Here is a 16,181-nt window from a genome sequence, read left to right on the forward strand (position 1 = left end):
GTGCAACAGAATGACCGCGTCATTGTTCTTCGCGGGCAAGTCGGATCGCCGCACCGCTCGCTCCTACACGGTTTGCGTGATTTTCAGGCTTTATCGAGTTTCTTCTCATGCGCTGTTACCTGCTGGCACAGCTCGATCATTTGTTCGCGCATCCAGCGGTTAGCCGGGTCCTGGTCGGTGCTTTCGTGCCAGTAGAGGTGGGTTTCAACCGGTGGTACGTCGTTGACCGGAAGGTTGACCGAATACAGGTCATGTCGACGGGCAAAACGCTCCGGTACGGTCATGACCATGTCGGTCTGCTGCAGTACTTGCGAAGCCATCAGGTAATGCTGCGAACGCAGGGCGATTTTGCGCTGGATGCCCATTTTGCCCAGCGCCAGGTCGACATACCCCAGCCCGCTGCGGCGGCTGGAAATATGGATATGGGTCAACGACAGGTAGTCATCGAGGGTGAGTTTCTCTTTGCCCGCCAGAGGATGCCCCTTGCGCATGGCGCAGACGTAGCGGTCTTCCATCAGCTTGACGTGGCGCACTTGGGGGTCGGTGTTGAGGGGCGCATCGACGGCGAAGTCAAGGCGACCGGCGGCCAGCTCCTTGGTGGTTTCCCGGCGTTTGGACAAAAAGCTCTCAATGATCACCGTCGGTGCCAGACGCCGAAGGCGCTGGAACAGCGGCGGCAGGATCACCGCTTCCGTGAGGTCGGTCATGCTGATGCGGTAGGTCTTGACCGCCTGCGCCGGGTTGAAAATCCGGCTTTCCTGCACCGACACGCGCAACAGCGACAGTGCATTGCGCACCGGACCGATGATGTTCTGCGCCATGGGCGTGGGCACCATGCCTTGGGCGGTGCGCACGAATAACGGGTCGTTGAAGGTCTCGCGCAGGCGGGCCAGAGCATTCGAGACGGCTGGCTGAGTGATGCCGACGATTTGCCCGGCGCGGGTCAGATTGGCTTCGGTGTAGATCGCGTCGAAGACGATGAAGAGATTCAGGTCGACCTTGCTCAGATTCATGGCGCGGCACTCTTACTTTTAGGTTTCGATCAATCGATCATATATCGGTGATGAATGTTAATACACGCCGAGAATAGGTTAGGTAAATTTTCGTAGCTGTTCTAGCATCGATTGCATGACCTCAACAACCTCCTAGAAGAAGGTAGCTGCTCATGGATTTCGCTTATTCCCCGAAGGTTCAGGAACTGCGTGAGCGCGTGGCCGCGTTCATGGACGCTTACGTTTATCCGGCTGAAACGGTGTTTGAACGCCAGGTCGCCGAAGGTGATCGCTGGCAGCCGACTGCGATCATGGAAGAACTCAAACTCAAGGCCAAAGCTGAAGGCTTGTGGAACCTGTTCCTGCCCGAGTCCGAACTGGGCGCCGGCTTGACCAATCTGGAATACGCGCCGCTGGCGGAAATCATGGGCCGCTCCTTGCTGGGGCCGGAGCCGTTCAACTGCTCGGCGCCGGATACCGGCAACATGGAAGTCCTGGTGCGCTACGCCAACGAAGATCAGAAACAACGCTGGCTGGAGCCACTCTTGCGCGGCGAAATCCGTTCGGCCTTCGCCATGACCGAGCCGGATGTCGCTTCCTCCGACGCCACTAACATGGCCGCCCGTGCGGTGCGCGATGGTGACGAGTGGGTGATCAATGGCAAGAAATGGTGGACCTCGGGTGCTTGCGATCCGCGCTGCAAGATTCTGATTTTCATGGGTCTGAGCAATCCGGATGCACCGCGTCATCAACAGCACTCGATGATTCTGGTGCCGGCGGATGCCCCGGGTGTAAAGATTGTCCGCCCACTACCGGTGTTCGGTTACGACGATGCGCCTCACGGCCACGCAGAAGTGCTGTTCGAAAACGTCCGCGTTCCCTACGAGAACGTGCTGCTGGGTGAGGGCCGCGGTTTTGAAATCGCTCAAGGTCGCCTTGGCCCGGGACGGATTCACCACTGCATGCGCTCCATCGGCATGGCTGAACGGGCATTGGAGTTGATGTGTAAACGTTCGGTGAATCGCACCGCGTTTGGTAAACCCCTGGCTCGTCTGGGCGGCAATATCGACAAGATCGCCGACTCGCGGATGGAAATCGACATGGCGCGGCTGCTGACACTCAAAGCGGCGTACATGATGGACACTGTCGGCAACAAGGTGGCGAAAAGCGAAATCGCCCAGATCAAGGTTGTCGCCCCCAATGTGGCCTTGAAGGTCATCGACCGGGCAATCCAGATCCATGGCGGGGCCGGGGTTTCCAATGATTTCCCGCTGGCCTACATGTATGCCATGCAGCGTACTCTGCGCCTGGCCGACGGCCCGGACGAGGTTCACCGCGCGGCGATCGGAAAGTTCGAGATCGGTAAATATGTGCCCCAAGAGATGATGCGTAGCGGGCATTAAGACCGCGTCGCTTTCATCGCGAGCAAGCCCGCTCCCACATTGGATTTTCGGCGTGTGCACAATCTGTGCTCGACGCTGATCTAATGTGGGAGCGGGCTTGCTCGCGATAGCATCAGCCCAGTCAATGCAGCACTTCCAGAACTCAATAAACCCAAACCTCCACCCGCCGGTTTTTGATCCGGCCTTCATCCGCGCTATTGGCCGCCACTGGCATTTCGGCGCCAAAGCCGCGGATTTCGCGAAACACCACACCGTTTTTGACCAGTTCGCGTCGCACCGCCATGGCCCGTAGCTTCGACAACAAAGCCGCCCGCGCTGTATCGCTCTTGGCGTCGCCAAAACCCACCAGTGTGACGTGTTTATTGAGTTTGTCGTGGAGCCTTAAATAGTCGAGCACCCGCGACAGATCCTGCCGGGCCTTGTTGTCCAGGGTGGCGCTGCCTTCGGCGAAGCGAAAATTCACCGTCAGCCGTTGTGCCTGGCGGGCGATGGCTTGATAGCCTTCAGGCATCTGTGGGCTGGGCGCTACCGTCATCGCTTGTACTGTCTGAGCGATAAAACCATTGGCCGCAACAATTGACTGGCCTTTGCTGCTCTGGGCGAATGCCACCAACGCGTTGGCCCACGGGTTTTGCCCGTTGGGCGGCAGGTAAAAGAACAGGCGCCGCGACAGCGGATAGTCTTCGGTGGCGATCAGGCTGGCGCGGGGCAACATCGGCTGCGAGTCGCCGTCGACAATCGCCACGGCTTTGGCCTGCCGCACATACGGCAGGCCGATAAAGCCAATGCCTTGAGGATCCTGGCTGACCGCGTCGGAAAGCTGTTCGCTGGATTCGAAGCGTTGAGCCGCGCTGTCCAGGGTTTTGCCATGATGACTCAACACCAGCTCCTTGAAGGTGTCGTAGGTGCCCGAATGATCATCCCGTGCATACAGGTGGATCGGCCCGCCAGTACCGCCAAGTTCTTCCCAGTCTTTCACCTCGCCACTGAAAATCCGTGCCAGTTGCTCGGTGTTTAATTGGTTCAAGGGGTTGTGCGGGTGAAGGATAATCGCCAGCCCATCAATGGCGATCACTTGCTCGGCACCGGGGCTTTTCAAGTCGCCAAGGGCTTTCAGGTCGACCAGCTCACTGTCCTTGATCGGCCGCGATGAAGCAGCCAGGTCGGCGTTCGCCGTTTTAAGTGCACTAAAGCCGGTGCTGGAACCGTGGGCGGCGATATCCACCACGACCCGGCGTCCTTGCTCGGTTTTGCCGACGATGCGCTGCTCGTTGTCTTTACCCTGGATGACGTTGTGAACCTCGCGCAAGCCTTGCGCTTCCATCAGCCCCCTGACCAGCGCCGGACCCAGCGCGGCACCGATAGTGTTGGAGCCCTGAATACGCAGGGCAGGGCCATGGTCCGGGGTCGCTAGCTCGCTGGCGAAGACCGGAAAAGACAGCAAGCCGCAAAGCATCGTCACAAACAGCGCGCGCAGCATCAGGCCGGCACCTTCTAAGGTCAAAGGAAGTGCCGGGAGAATAAGTCAGTAAGGTTGCTGCAATATGACAGCTTGCCAGCAGCTGTGAGATCGTTCCCACGCGGCGCGTGGGAACGATCAAGCGCGATCAGCTCAATTCGAGCCAGATCGGCGCATGATCGGAAGGTTTTTCCATGGCGCGCAAATCGTAGTCGACACCGGCAGCCTTGATTCGCGGCAACAGACCTTGAGAGGCCATGATCAGGTCGATGCGCAGACCGCGTTTGGGCTCGTCTTCGAAGCCGCGACTGCGGTAGTCGAACCAGCTGAAGCGATCCGAGACATCCGGGTTCAGGTGACGAAAACTGTCCACCAGGCCCCAGTTTTTCAGGCGGGCCATCCACTCGCGCTCTTCCGGCAGGAAGCTGCACTTGCCGGTTTTCAGCCAGCGCTTGGCGTTGTCCGCACCGATACCAATGTCACAGTCTTCCGGGGAAATGTTCACGTCACCCATCACGATCAGCGGCTGGTCGCTGCTGAACTGCGTTTCCAGCAGCTGCTGCAAATCGTTGTAAAAACGTTGCTTGGCCGGGAATTTGGTCGGGTGGTCACGGTTTTCACCCTGTGGGAAATAGCCGTTCATGATGGTCACCGGTACGCCGTTGGCATCGGCGAAAGTGCCCCAGATAAAGCGTCGCTGAGCGTCTTCTTCATCACTGGCAAAGCCTTTATGCAGTGCGATCGGTGCCAGGCGCGAGAGCAGGGCGACGCCGTAATGGCCCTTTTGCCCGTGGTAATGCACGTGGTAACCCAGGGCCTGAACTTCGGCCAGGGGGAACTGGTCGTCATGGACCTTGGTTTCCTGCAGGCCGATCACGTCCGGCTGGTGCTTCTCGATCAGCGCGGCCAGCTGATGGGGCCGGGCGCGCAGGCCGTTGATGTTGAACGAGACGATCTTCATGGTCGACAGTCCTGGCAAAACTGCGATGCTAGCCGACAAGTCCGACGGCGGCCAGCGTGGCGGTTCGCAAGATGGGGCGCTGACCGGTTGCGGGGAGGTGTCGCGCCTGCGTGGCGGGTTGACCACAATCTCCGAGTCTGGTCTATACCTTGTGGGAGAGGGCCTTTTGAGTCGCGTCCAGGGGAGATCAATCGTTATGCCTGAAACCTCAACAGCCATCGCCGACATCCATATGCTCGACAGCGGCTATTCCCGCGAAGCGCGTTCCTTGCTGTATCAGGCCTACCGGCATGAGCCGACCTTTGGCTTTCTGTTCGAGGCAGAGCGACCCGGTTATGAGCAACGGGTCCGGGCAACGGTGCGTGAACTGGTCAAACAGCATTTCTTTCAGGATTTGCCAGCCATCGGCCTGCTGGTCAACGACCGACTGATCGGCATTGCCCTGATCGCACCACCGCAACGCCGCCTGGGCATCACCGAAAGTTGGGCCTGGCGCCTGCGTATGGTGCTGAGCGCCGGGTTTCGTTGCACGCGCCGTTATCTGGAATACCACGCGGCGGTGGCGGCCTGTCTGCCGTCCGATGCGGTTCATGTCCTGCCGCTGCTGGGAATTCACCCGCAGTTCCAGGGCAAGCACTTCGGCGAACAACTTCTGGCAGCGGTGCATAACTGGTGCGCAGAAGACGAGCACTCTGAGGGCGTGGTGCTCGATACCGGAGACTCTCGTTATCTGGAGTTCTATAAGCGTCAGGGTTACGAGGAGATTGGTGAGGTCGCTATAGGACCTGTCCGCGAGCACGTGTTTTTTCACCCCAATCCGCAGGTGTTACAAACAGCAACTGCTTAATGTAGAGCTTTGCAGTCACTGTCGGGCTCTATCACGCTCCCAAGCTCGTGATAGCATCCGTGCCCTATGAAGTATCCAGGAAGATTCACCAGCGGCTTGCTCATGCTGGTCACAAGCTGTGTGGCGTTGGCACAAAGTGAATTGGATGTGCGGATCAAACCGTCAAACGATGAACTGAAGGCCAACGTAGAGGGCTATATCGGTGGCCTTGGCGATCGCAACGAAGAAGCCTTGTTGCGCTTCAGTCGTGGCGCCGAAGAGCAAGCGAGAAAGGCCGCCCAGGCCTTGGGCTTCTATCAGCCGCAGATCAATAGCGAAGTCAGCGGCGGCAGGTCGCCACGGTTGGTGTTGAACATTGACCCCGGTGAGCCTGTGCACCTGCGCAATGTCACCCTGCGTATCGATGGCCCCGCAGCTTCCCTCAAAGCCTTCCGCGTACCGAAAAGCGATCAGCTGAAATCCGGCGCCGTGCTCAATCACGGCCATTATGAAGAGGCCAAGCGGCTGATCCAGAATCAGGCATCGCGCTATGGCTTTTTCAGCGGACGCTTTACCAGCCAGAAATTATCAGTCGATCCCCAGGCCGGTGTCGCCGACATCGAACTGATCTATGACAGCGGCCCGCGCTATGCCTTGGGCAAGGTCAGCTTCGCCGGTGACACACCGTTCGATGAAGATTTGCTGCAACGCATGGTGCCGTTCAAGGCCGGCACCCCCTACGATTCCGAACTGATCGCCGAACTCAATCAGGCGTTGCAGTCGAGCGGCTATTTTGAAGGCATACGGGTCGATGCCGCGCCCGCCGCCGCTGCCAACGATGTGATTCCGGTGGCGGTGCGGCTGGAAACCCGCAAGCCACGGACCATGGGCCTGGGCCTGGGTTTCTCCACCGATGTCGGTCCGCGCGCCAAGGCCAACTGGACCCGGCATTGGGTCAACCCCCAGGGTGACAGTTACGGCTGGGAGACCGAAGTGTCCGCACCGCGGCAGAACGTCGGCGTGTGGTATGACGTGCCACTGGACCCGCCGCTCACCGATAAACTGCGCTTTGCCGGGGGCTATCAATATGAAGAAATCGCCCATACCGATAGCCTGAGCAAGCTGCTCACGGTCGGTCCCGAGTGGCACAGCAAACTGCCCGGCGGCTGGCAACGAGTGATCTCGCTGAAATGGCAACGGGAAGAGTTTCGCCTCGGCGACGATTCGGGGTTGAGCAACTTGCTGATGCCGGGTGTCAGCTATTCCTACTTGCGCAGCGACAACCGCGTCGACCCGCACAATGGCTATCGTCTGCAATTCGACGCCAAGGTGGCCAAGGAAGGGTTGGCGTCGGACACCAACTTGCTCTATGGCACTGCACTGCTCAAAGGCCTGACCACCGTCTGGGACAAGCACCGCTTCCTGGGGCGCGTGCAGTTCGGCGGCAGCGCCACCAATGGCTATAAATCGGTTCCGCCATCACTGCGTTTCTTCGCCGGTGGTGATCAAAGCGTGCGCGGGTACGACTATCAGAGCCTGTCCCCGGAAAACTCCAATGGTGATCGCATCGGTGGTCGCTACATGGTCGCTGGTAGCGTCGAGTATCAATACTCCATCGCCGAGAAATGGCGGGTCGCGACCTTCATCGACCAGGGCAACTCGTTCAACACACTCGAACTGCCGAACCTCAAGACCGGCGTCGGCATCGGCGTACGCTGGGTCTCGCCGGTCGGACCGCTGCGTCTGGACCTCGCCCATGCGATGGATGACCAAGGCGGCATTCGGTTGCACTTTTCCATGGGGCCTGAGCTTTGAATCGTGGTTTGAAAATAGCGCTGCTGGCGATACTTACGCTGGTGATGGTCGTTTTGCTGGCGCTGGCTACGTTGCTTGGAACCCAGGCTGGCAGCCAGTGGGCCCTTGGGCGGGTACCGGGTTTGACGGTAGACAATTTCCAGGGCCGTCTGGGCGGCCAATGGAGCGCCGACCACCTGCTCTGGCAGCAGGACAGCGGCCGGGTCGAACTGATCAAGCCGGTTTTTGCCTGGTCGCCGTTGTGTCTTGCGCGCGTGACCTTGTGCATCGAGCAACTGCGCGTCGAGCAGGTCAGCCTGCAATTTCCATCGAGTACAAATGAGAGCAGCGGACCCGTCGTCCTGCCCGAACTGAAACTGCCACTGGCTATTGAGTTGGGTGAAGTGCAGATCGGCCGCCTGCTGTTCAACGGCAGCGAACAACTCAAAGGCTTGCAACTGGCGGCCCGGTGGACGGCCAAGGGCTTGCAGATCGACGCCGTGCACCTGCAACGCGATGGCCTGAGCCTGGACCTGTCGGGCCTGCTGCAACCAAGCGGTAACTGGCCGCTGACGGCTGAAGGCACGTTGACCTTGCCGGCGCCGGGCACCGCACCGTGGGCGCTGGCGTTGAAAGTCGACGGCGATTTGCTCAAGACCCTGAACCTCAAAGCCGACAGCAGCGGCTACCTGCAAGGCCAATTGACCGGTGAGCTGCAACCGCTGGTGGAGAATCTGCCCGCTCAAGTGCGCATCACTGCGAATGGCTTCAAGGCCAGCGCCGACTTGCCGGACACGCTGCAACTCAATCAACTCGAATTGACCGGCAAAGGCGATCTGAAAGACGGTTATCAACTGTTGGGCAAAGCCACCTTGCCTGCCGAGCAGGGGCCGGTCGACCTGCTGCTGCAAGGTAAGGTCGACGCCAAGGGCGCGCAAATTGCCGCGCTGGACCTCAGTGCCAGCGCCGAGCAAAGTCTCAAGCTCACCGGGCAACTGGACTGGAGCGAAGGCTTCAGCGTTGAAGCCAGGATCGACTGGCTGAACTTCCCTTGGCATCGGCTCTATCCGCTGATCGACGAACCGGCAGTGGCGCTGCGTACCTTCAACGCTGAAGTGTCCTATCGCGATGGCAACTATCTGGGCAATTTCAAGGCCGCGTTCGATGGCCCTGCGGGGGCGTTCAGCCTTAGCAGCCCGTTCAGTGGCGACCTGACAAAAATCTTCTTGCCGCAGTTCAAGCTTGCGGCCGGGCAGGGTAAGGCCGAAGGGCATTTGAATCTGCAGTTTGCCGATGGCATCGCCTGGGACACGGCGCTGGACCTGTCGGCGATCAACCCGGCGTATTGGCTGGCGGAGTTGCCGGGCAATCTCGCCGGACCGTTGCGCAGCAAAGGCGAAATGAAAAACCGGCAACTGAGCCTGAATGCTGACCTGGACCTCAAGGGCAAACTGCGCGGTCAACCTGCTGTGTTTCAGGCCAAGGCCGATGGTGGCGGTGAGCAATGGAGCCTGAGTGCGCTGGATATTCGCCTGGGTGACAACCGCATTAACGGCAAGGGCAGCCTGCACAACCAACTGGCCGGGCAGCTCGATATCCAGATGCCGCGCCTTGGCCAACTCTGGCCGCAATTGCGCGGTCAGCTCAATGGGCGTCTTGATCTCACCGGCACCTTGAAAGCACCGCAAGGCAAGCTGAGCCTGCACGGTCTGCAATTGGTGATGGCCGACAATCGCCTGCAAAGCCTGAACCTGGACGCCAGCCTCGACAGCGCCCAACGCGCGCGTATCGACCTCAAAGGCAGCGGTATCCAGACCGCAAATACGCAATTGGGCACGCTGACGGCCAGCGGCCAGGGCGATGTCAAAAACCAGAAATTGCAACTGGACCTCCAGGGGCCGATGCTCAAGCTGGCGCTGGGGCTGGACGGCAATCTGGATAAAGGCAACTGGCGCGGACGTTTGGCCAGTGGTGACATACAGGCTGGCGGCCAGGACTGGAAGTTGCAGAACCCGGCGAAACTCGAACGCCTGGCCGACGGCAAAGTGACCTTTGCCGCTCATTGCTGGATGTCCGGGCAAGCCAGCCTGTGCGGTGAAGACCAGCGGCTGATGCCTGAGCCCAAGTTGCGCTACCACCTCAAGCAGTTCCCGATTGAAAGCCTGGCGCAATGGTTGCCGAAGGATTTCGCCTGGCAGGGAAAGCTCAATGCCGACCTGCAACTCGATCTGCCGGCCAGCGGCCCGAAAGGTCAGATCATGGTCGACGCGAGCGGCGGTACGCTGCGTATGCGCGAAAAAGGCCAGTGGCTGGATTTCCCTTACCAGACACTCAAGCTCAATAGCACCCTGGGCCCCAAACGCATCGATACCCAGCTCGACTTCGTCGGTGCCAGGCTCGGCGAACTGATGGTGCAGGCGCAGGTCAACCCGTTTCCGAAGAACAAGCCGCTGACCGGCTCTTTCCGGCTCAACGGTCTGGATCTATCGGTGGCGCGGCCGTTTGTGCCGATGGTCAAGAAGCTGTCCGGGCATTTGAACGGCAATGGCAGTTTGTCCGGCGGTTTATTCGCGCCCCAGGTCAATGGCAGCCTGACCCTTAGCGATGGCGAAATCTCAGGGCCTGAATTGCCCACCAGTTTCGAGGCGCTGCAGATTCAGGCGCTGATCGTCGGTGAAAGCGTGCAACTGAACGGTGGCTGGAAAAGCGGCAAAACCGGGCAGGGCACATTGAATGGAAATGTAGCCTGGGGCGAAGCGCTGGTGGTTGATTTGAGCCTCAAAGGCTCGCAGCTGCCGGTCACGGTCGAGCCCTATGCGGTGCTGGAAGTGGCACCGGACCTGAAAATTTCGATGAAGAACGACAAGCTGGCGATTGCCGGCAAGGTGCAGGTGCCTAAAGGCGAAATCACCATCCGTGAGTTGCCGCCGTCGACGGTCAAAGTCTCGGGTGACACAGTGATCGTTGGCCATCAGACCGAAGAGGGCAAGCCGCCGATGGTCATGGCGATGGACATCGACGTCGAGGTGGGTAAGGACAAGCTCAGCTTCAGTGGCTTTGGCTTGACCGCCAATCTACAAGGTCAGGTGCATATCGGCGACAACCTGGATACCCGAGGCGAGCTCTGGCTCAACGATGGCCGTTATCGCGCCTACGGCCAGCGCCTGACCGTTCGTCGTGCACGGTTGTTGTTCGCAGGTCCCATCGATCAACCGTATCTGGACATCGAAGCGATTCGTCAGACCGACGACGTGATCGCCGGCATTCGCCTGAGCGGCAACGCCGAGCAGCCAACCACGCAGATCTTCTCCGAGCCGGCCATGAGCCAGGAGCAGGCGTTGTCCTATCTGGTTCTGGGGCGTCCGCTGAGCACCACCGGAGAAGACAACAACATGCTGGCCCAGGCGGCGTTGGGTCTGGGGCTGATGAGCAGTTCGAGTATTACCGGTGGTCTGGCCAAGGACCTGGGAATTCAGGACTTCCAGCTCGACACTCAGGGCAGCGGCAACACCACCAGCGTGGTCGCCAGCGGCAACATCTCCGAGCAGCTCAGTTTACGCTACGGGGTTGGGGTGTTTGAGCCCGCCAATACCATCGCGCTGCGTTACAAGCTGAGCAAGAAGGTCTATCTGGAGGCCGCCAGCGGCATCGCCAGTTCACTGGATATCTTCTACAAGCGGGATTTCTAATACGGGGAAATGCGTTGAACCAATAATTCTTTAACTTACCGGCATTAGGGCAAGCCCCCTCGCCACAATGACCGCGCAAGTCGTGGTTTCAGTGACTCAGCACTCTCCCTTCTAAGCATCAATCGCTCATAACCCCTTCGCCCTAAAACCCGCCATTTATCACCTGATTACAAAGCCTCCTAACTATTTCGTTGACATTCGCTGCCTAGGCAGTAATATCTCGAAACAGACTCTCTGCCTAGGCAGCTAATTGGTGGTCAGATGAAACATTTCACGCCGGACGATTTTAAAAATTGCCATCTCGGTCTGCTGCTGGGGCGCGCTGCGCTGCTCAAGGACCGGATCATCGACACGCACATGGAACCCCACGGCATCACCGCCGCGCAGTTCAAGGTGCTGATCATCATGGCCCAGTTCGGCGTCGATACACCGGCCGAGTTGTGCCGGCATCTGTCCCTGGACAGCGGTTCGATGACCCGCATGCTCGATCGTCTGGAACAGAAGGGGTTTCTTGTCCGCCAGCGCTCCGAAGGCGACCGCCGTCAGGTGCAACTGGTGCTGACCGAGGAAGGCCAGCAGCTGGCCGACCGTTTGCCACACATCGGTGCCGAGGCGATGAACGAACTGGCAGGCGCCATCACTCCAGATGAATTGAAAACCCTGGAACAGATCCTGAAGAAAATTTTGCTGGCGGCCGGTGACTCGATCACCTTGCTGCGGGTAGGTGACAAATGAGCAGTAAAACCTTGCGTACCGGCCTCAGCCTGGTGCTGTTGGCCATGAGCCTGGCCGGGTGCGCCAGCTACAGTGGCCTGAACACCCAAGGCGTGAGCCTCGATGCGAAAACCTTGAAGGCTGGGCAATCCCTCAGCGGTGTAACCCTGTCGCCGGCAGCGTGGCCAAAGAGCGACTGGTGGAAAAGCCTCGGCGACCCACAGCTCGATGGTCTGATCCGTGAAGCCCTGCACGACAGCCCGGACATGCAGATCGCCGACGCCCGTGCCCACCAGGCCAGCGCCGCCGCTTATGCTGCCGATGCCGCGCGGATGCCGACCCTCGATGCCAGTGCCAGTGTCAGCCGCTCGCGGTTGGCTCGTGACAAGGACCCGACCAGAGTGGGTGGCACTTACTCCACAGTGCGCAGTATTGGCGCCAGTTTCAATTACACCTTCGACCTCTGGGGCGGCCAGCGTGCCACCTGGGAAGCGGCGCTGGGCCAGGCCCGTGCTGCCGAAGTCGATCAGCAAGCCGCGCAACTGACCTTGTCGGCCGACGTTGCTCGCGCCTACAGCAACCTGGGCCAGGCCCACATCGTCTATGACCTGGCCAACGATGACCTCAAGCGCACTCGGCAAATGCTTGATCTGAGCAAGCGTCGGCTGAGTTCCGGTATCGACAGCCAATACCAGTATCAACAAACCGAAAGCCTGGAAGCCGGCTCCGAAGCCACGTTGATCGACGCCGAAAAGACCCTTCAGAGCGCGAAAATCGCCCTGGCCGTGCTGCTCGGTAAAGGCCCGGATCGTGGCAACGACATTGCCCGGCCGAAAATCCTTCAGGCCAGCGCCGTGGCGTTGCCATCGACACTGCCGGCCGAGTTGCTCGGTCGTCGCCCGGACCTGATCGCCGCGCGTTGGCGGGTCGAGGCGGCGAGCAAAAACATCGACGCAGGTAAAACAAAGTTCTACCCGAATCTCAACTTGAGCGCGGCCGCCGGCGCCGAATCGTTGTTGGGTGACGCGATGTTTGGCTCGGCGAGCCGCTTCTTCAATATTGTGCCAACCGTGTCGTTGCCGATCTTCGATGGCGGCCGCTTGCGCGCCAACCTCGATGCTCGCGACGCCGACTACGACCTCGCCGTCGCGCAGTACAACAAGACTCTGGTGAAAGCGTTGGGGGATGTCAGCGACACGATTTCCCAGTTGCGTGACATCGGCCGGCAGATCGGTGCGCAGCAACACGCCACCGACATCGCTCAGGATTCTTACAACACCGTGGTCCAGCGCTTCGGTTCCGGTATCGGTAACTACCTGGACGTGCTCAGCATCGAGCAGCAACTGCTGCAGGCCCAGCGTCAACTGGCAAACCTGAATGCCGAGCAAATCGATCTCTCGATTCAACTGATGCAGGCTCTGGGCGGCGGGTTTCAGGCCGACACCATGGCCGCGGCCAACCCACCCCCAGCCACGCGGACTGAATAATTCAAGGTACTTGTCATGGCCACTGAAGAAACAATCAACACTGCTCAAAACGCCCAGGACGACGGCAATTCGCGCAAGCGCAAAGTCATGCTGCTGATGTTGGCCGTCATCGTCGTCCTCAGCGGGCTGGGCGTCTGGAGCTGGCACCAGTTCTACGGTCGCTGGAGTGAAAGCACTGACGACGCCTACGTGAATGGCAACGTGGTGGAAATCACCCCGTTGGTCACCGGCACGGTCGTGAGCATCGGCGCCGATGACGGCGACCTGGTGCATGAAGGCCAGGTGCTGGTCAACTTCGACCCGAATGACGCCGAAGTCGGTTTGCAGAGCGCTCAGGCCAACCTGGCCCGCACTGTGCGTCAGGTCCGCGGCCTGTACAGCAACGTCGATGGCATGAAAGCGCAAGTTGGCGCGCAGAAAGCCGCGGTGCAAAAAGCCCAGGACAACTTCAATCGCCGAAAAAATCTGGCGGCCGGCGGGGCGATTTCCCAAGAGGAGCTGTCCCACGCTCGCGATGACCTGACCTCGGCGCAAAACGCCTTGGCCAATGCGCAACAGCAACTCAATACCACCAGCGCGTTGGTGGACGACACCGTGGTTTCGTCCCACCCGGACGTGCAGGCCGCCGCTGCGCAATTGCGTCAGGCCTACCTGAGCGATGCCCGCAGCACCTTGATCGCACCCGTCACCGGCTATGTCGCCAAACGCACCGTGCAACTCGGTCAGCGGGTTCAGCCAGGCACGGCGTTGATGGCGGTGATCCCGCTGGATCAGTTGTGGATCGACGCCAACTTCAAGGAAACCCAGCTGCGGGACATGCGCATTGGTCAGCCGGTGGACATTGAGACGGATGTCTACGGCAGCGACGTGAAATACAGAGGCACCATCGACAGCCTCGGTGCGGGCACCGGCAGTGCCTTTGCCTTGTTGCCGGCACAGAACGCCACCGGCAACTGGATCAAGATCGTCCAACGGGTACCGGTGCGCATTCATATCAACGCCGAAGAACTCGCCAGGCACCCGCTGCGGGTCGGTCTGTCGACTCAGGTTGAGGTCAATCTGCACGACCAGAGCGGTCCGGTGCTGGCGCAACAACCGCCGCAAAAGGCTTCTTTCAGCACCAGCGTCTATGACCGTCAGTTGGCTGAAGCCGATGCGATGATTACACAGTTAATCCACGACAACAGCGCGGCCGTGAGCAAAACGGCCCAACGCTGATTCGCCAGTCCGCCAGCTGCGGCCCAAAGCCCTGTGGTCGCAGCGTCAGCTTCGTTTCAAAGGATTCGCGATGAGCAATAACGCCTCTTTCACTCCGCCCAGCCTGCTGTTCAGTACCATCGGTCTGTCGCTGGCGACGTTCATGCAGGTGCTCGACACCACCATCGCCAACGTGGCCTTGCCGACGATTTCCGGCAACCTGGGCGTGAGTTCGGAGCAGGGCACCTGGGTTATCACTTCGTTTGCCGTGAGTAACGCCATCGCGCTGCCGTTGACCGGTTGGCTCAGTCGGCGCTTCGGTGAAGTGAAGCTGTTTATCTGGGCAACGCTGCTGTTCGTCCTGGCATCGTTTCTGTGTGGAATCTCTACCTCCATGCCTGAACTGGTGGGCTTTCGGGTCCTGCAAGGGGTGGTGGCGGGGCCGTTGTATCCAATGACCCAGACCCTTCTGATTGCGGTCTATCCGCCGGCGAAGCGGGGGATGGCACTGGCACTGCTGGCGATGGTCACGGTGGTCGCACCGATTGCCGGTCCCATCCTCGGCGGCTGGATCACCGACAGTTACAGCTGGCCGTGGATCTTCTTCATCAATGTGCCCATAGGCCTGTTTGCCGCGTTCGTGGTTACCCAACAGATGAAAAAACGCCCGGTGGTCACCAGTCGCCAGCCGATGGACTACGTCGGTCTGATTGCGTTGATCATCGGTGTCGGGGCTTTGCAGATCGTCCTCGATAAAGGCAACGATGCTGACTGGTTCGAATCCAGCTTCATCATTGTCGGCACGGTGATTTCGGTGATCGCCCTGGCATTCTTCGTGATCTGGGAAATGACCGATGAACATCCGGTGGTCAACCTGCGGCTGTTCGCCCACCGTAACTTCCGCTATGGCACCATCGTGCTGGTATTGGGTTACGCCGGGTTCTTCGGGATCAACCTGATTCTGCCGCAATGGTTGCAGACGCGGCTGGGCTACACCGCGACCTGGGCCGGTTTTGCCGTAGCACCGTTGGGTATCTTGCCGGTGTTGCTGTCGCCCTTCGTCGGTAAATACGCACCGAAATTCGACATGCGGGTGCTGGCGGGCGGCGCGTTCCTGGCCATCGGCATGAGCTGTTTCATGCGCGCCGGGTTCACCAATGAAGTGGACTTCCAGCATATCGCCCTGGTGCAGCTGTTCATGGGGATCGGCGTGGCGCTGTTCTTCATGCCGACCCTGACCATCCTGCTATCGGACCTGCCACCGAGCCAGATCGCCGACGGCTCGGGTCTGGCGACGTTCCTTCGGACCCTGGGCGGCAGCTTCGCGGCGTCACTGACCACCTGGATCTGGATTCGCCGGGCCGATCAGCATCACGCCTACCTGACTGAAAGCATCAATACCTTTGAGCCGGCGACCCGCGAGGCGTTGACGCATCTGGGCGGGGCAGGGGTCAAGGCTTACACGCAGCTGGATCAGATGGTGATCAGCCAGGCGTACATCATGTCCACGGTGGATTACTTCAGCCTGCTGGGCTGGATGTTCATGGGCCTGATTCTGATTGTCTGGCTGGCCAAGCCTCCGTTCGCGGCCAAGGCCGGGCCGGCGGCAAGCGGACACTGACAGCTGTAGGAGCCTGGCTTGCCAGCGATGGCGGCCTC

At 59.8% G+C, this 16,181-nt stretch carries 11 protein-coding genes; 8 read left to right on the top strand and 3 right to left on the bottom strand.

The annotated features are described in order from the left end of the window. Positions 1–83: 83 nt before the first annotated feature. The gene (locus AC07VR_RS31385; protein WP_494995744.1) at positions 84–1,013 is read right to left on the bottom strand and encodes a LysR family transcriptional regulator; all 930 of its coding nucleotides are present in this window, start codon (positions 1,011–1,013) and stop codon (positions 84–86) included. A 152-nt stretch (positions 1,014–1,165) separates the two neighbouring features. Here AC07VR_RS31385 and AC07VR_RS31390 point away from each other — a divergent pair, with 152 nt between their 5' ends. Further along, positions 1,166–2,395, top strand: a complete 1,230-nt coding sequence (locus AC07VR_RS31390) for an acyl-CoA dehydrogenase (protein ID WP_495013613.1) — start codon at positions 1,166–1,168, stop codon at positions 2,393–2,395. A gap of 142 nt (positions 2,396–2,537) precedes the next feature. Here AC07VR_RS31390 and AC07VR_RS31395 read toward each other — a convergent pair whose 3' ends face one another. Both AC07VR_RS31395 and xthA read right to left on the bottom strand, forming a co-directional pair. Beyond that, positions 2,538–3,878, bottom strand: a complete 1,341-nt coding sequence (locus AC07VR_RS31395; RefSeq protein WP_495013619.1) for a substrate-binding domain-containing protein — start codon at positions 3,876–3,878, stop codon at positions 2,538–2,540. A gap of 124 nt (positions 3,879–4,002) precedes the next feature. Next, positions 4,003–4,815: an exodeoxyribonuclease III gene (gene xthA, locus AC07VR_RS31400; RefSeq protein WP_495013614.1), complete on the bottom strand. Its 813-nt coding sequence runs from the start codon at positions 4,813–4,815 to the stop codon at positions 4,003–4,005. A 196-nt stretch (positions 4,816–5,011) separates the two neighbouring features. Between xthA and AC07VR_RS31405 the strand changes: the two genes are divergently transcribed. The 7 genes from AC07VR_RS31405 (at position 5,012) to AC07VR_RS31435 (ending at position 16,143) form a co-directional block, all read left to right on the top strand. After that, on the top strand, positions 5,012–5,662 hold the full coding sequence (locus tag AC07VR_RS31405; RefSeq protein ID WP_494995741.1) for a GNAT family N-acetyltransferase: 651 nt from the start codon (positions 5,012–5,014) through the stop codon (positions 5,660–5,662). A 66-nt stretch (positions 5,663–5,728) separates the two neighbouring features. Then, positions 5,729–7,456 carry an autotransporter assembly complex protein TamA gene (locus AC07VR_RS31410; protein WP_495013615.1) on the top strand — a complete coding sequence of 576 codons (1,728 nt, stop codon included), beginning with the start codon at positions 5,729–5,731 and terminating at the stop codon, positions 7,454–7,456. After that, a complete protein-coding gene (locus AC07VR_RS31415; protein ID WP_495013616.1) occupies positions 7,453–11,124 on the top strand; it encodes a translocation/assembly module TamB domain-containing protein in 3,672 nt (1,223 codons plus the stop codon). The genes AC07VR_RS31410 and AC07VR_RS31415 overlap by 4 nt, the downstream gene beginning before the upstream one ends. A 261-nt stretch (positions 11,125–11,385) precedes the next feature. After that, on the top strand, positions 11,386–11,859 hold the full coding sequence (locus AC07VR_RS31420; RefSeq protein WP_495013617.1) for a MarR family winged helix-turn-helix transcriptional regulator: 474 nt from the start codon (positions 11,386–11,388) through the stop codon (positions 11,857–11,859). Next, positions 11,856–13,325 (top strand): efflux transporter outer membrane subunit, encoded by a 1,470-nt coding sequence (locus AC07VR_RS31425; protein WP_495013618.1) that lies wholly within the window; start codon positions 11,856–11,858, stop codon positions 13,323–13,325. Before AC07VR_RS31420 ends, AC07VR_RS31425 begins: the two co-directional genes overlap by 4 nt. A 15-nt stretch (positions 13,326–13,340) precedes the next feature. Further along, complete coding sequence (locus AC07VR_RS31430; RefSeq protein ID WP_494995736.1) at positions 13,341–14,543, top strand: HlyD family secretion protein; 1,203 nt, start codon at positions 13,341–13,343, stop codon at positions 14,541–14,543. A 70-nt stretch (positions 14,544–14,613) separates the two neighbouring features. After that, positions 14,614–16,143: a DHA2 family efflux MFS transporter permease subunit gene (locus AC07VR_RS31435; RefSeq protein WP_494995735.1), complete on the top strand. Its 1,530-nt coding sequence runs from the start codon at positions 14,614–14,616 to the stop codon at positions 16,141–16,143. The last annotated feature ends 38 nt before the right edge of the window (positions 16,144–16,181 follow it).

Source organism: Pseudomonas sp. GW821-FHT02H09 (genome assembly GCF_059421425.1).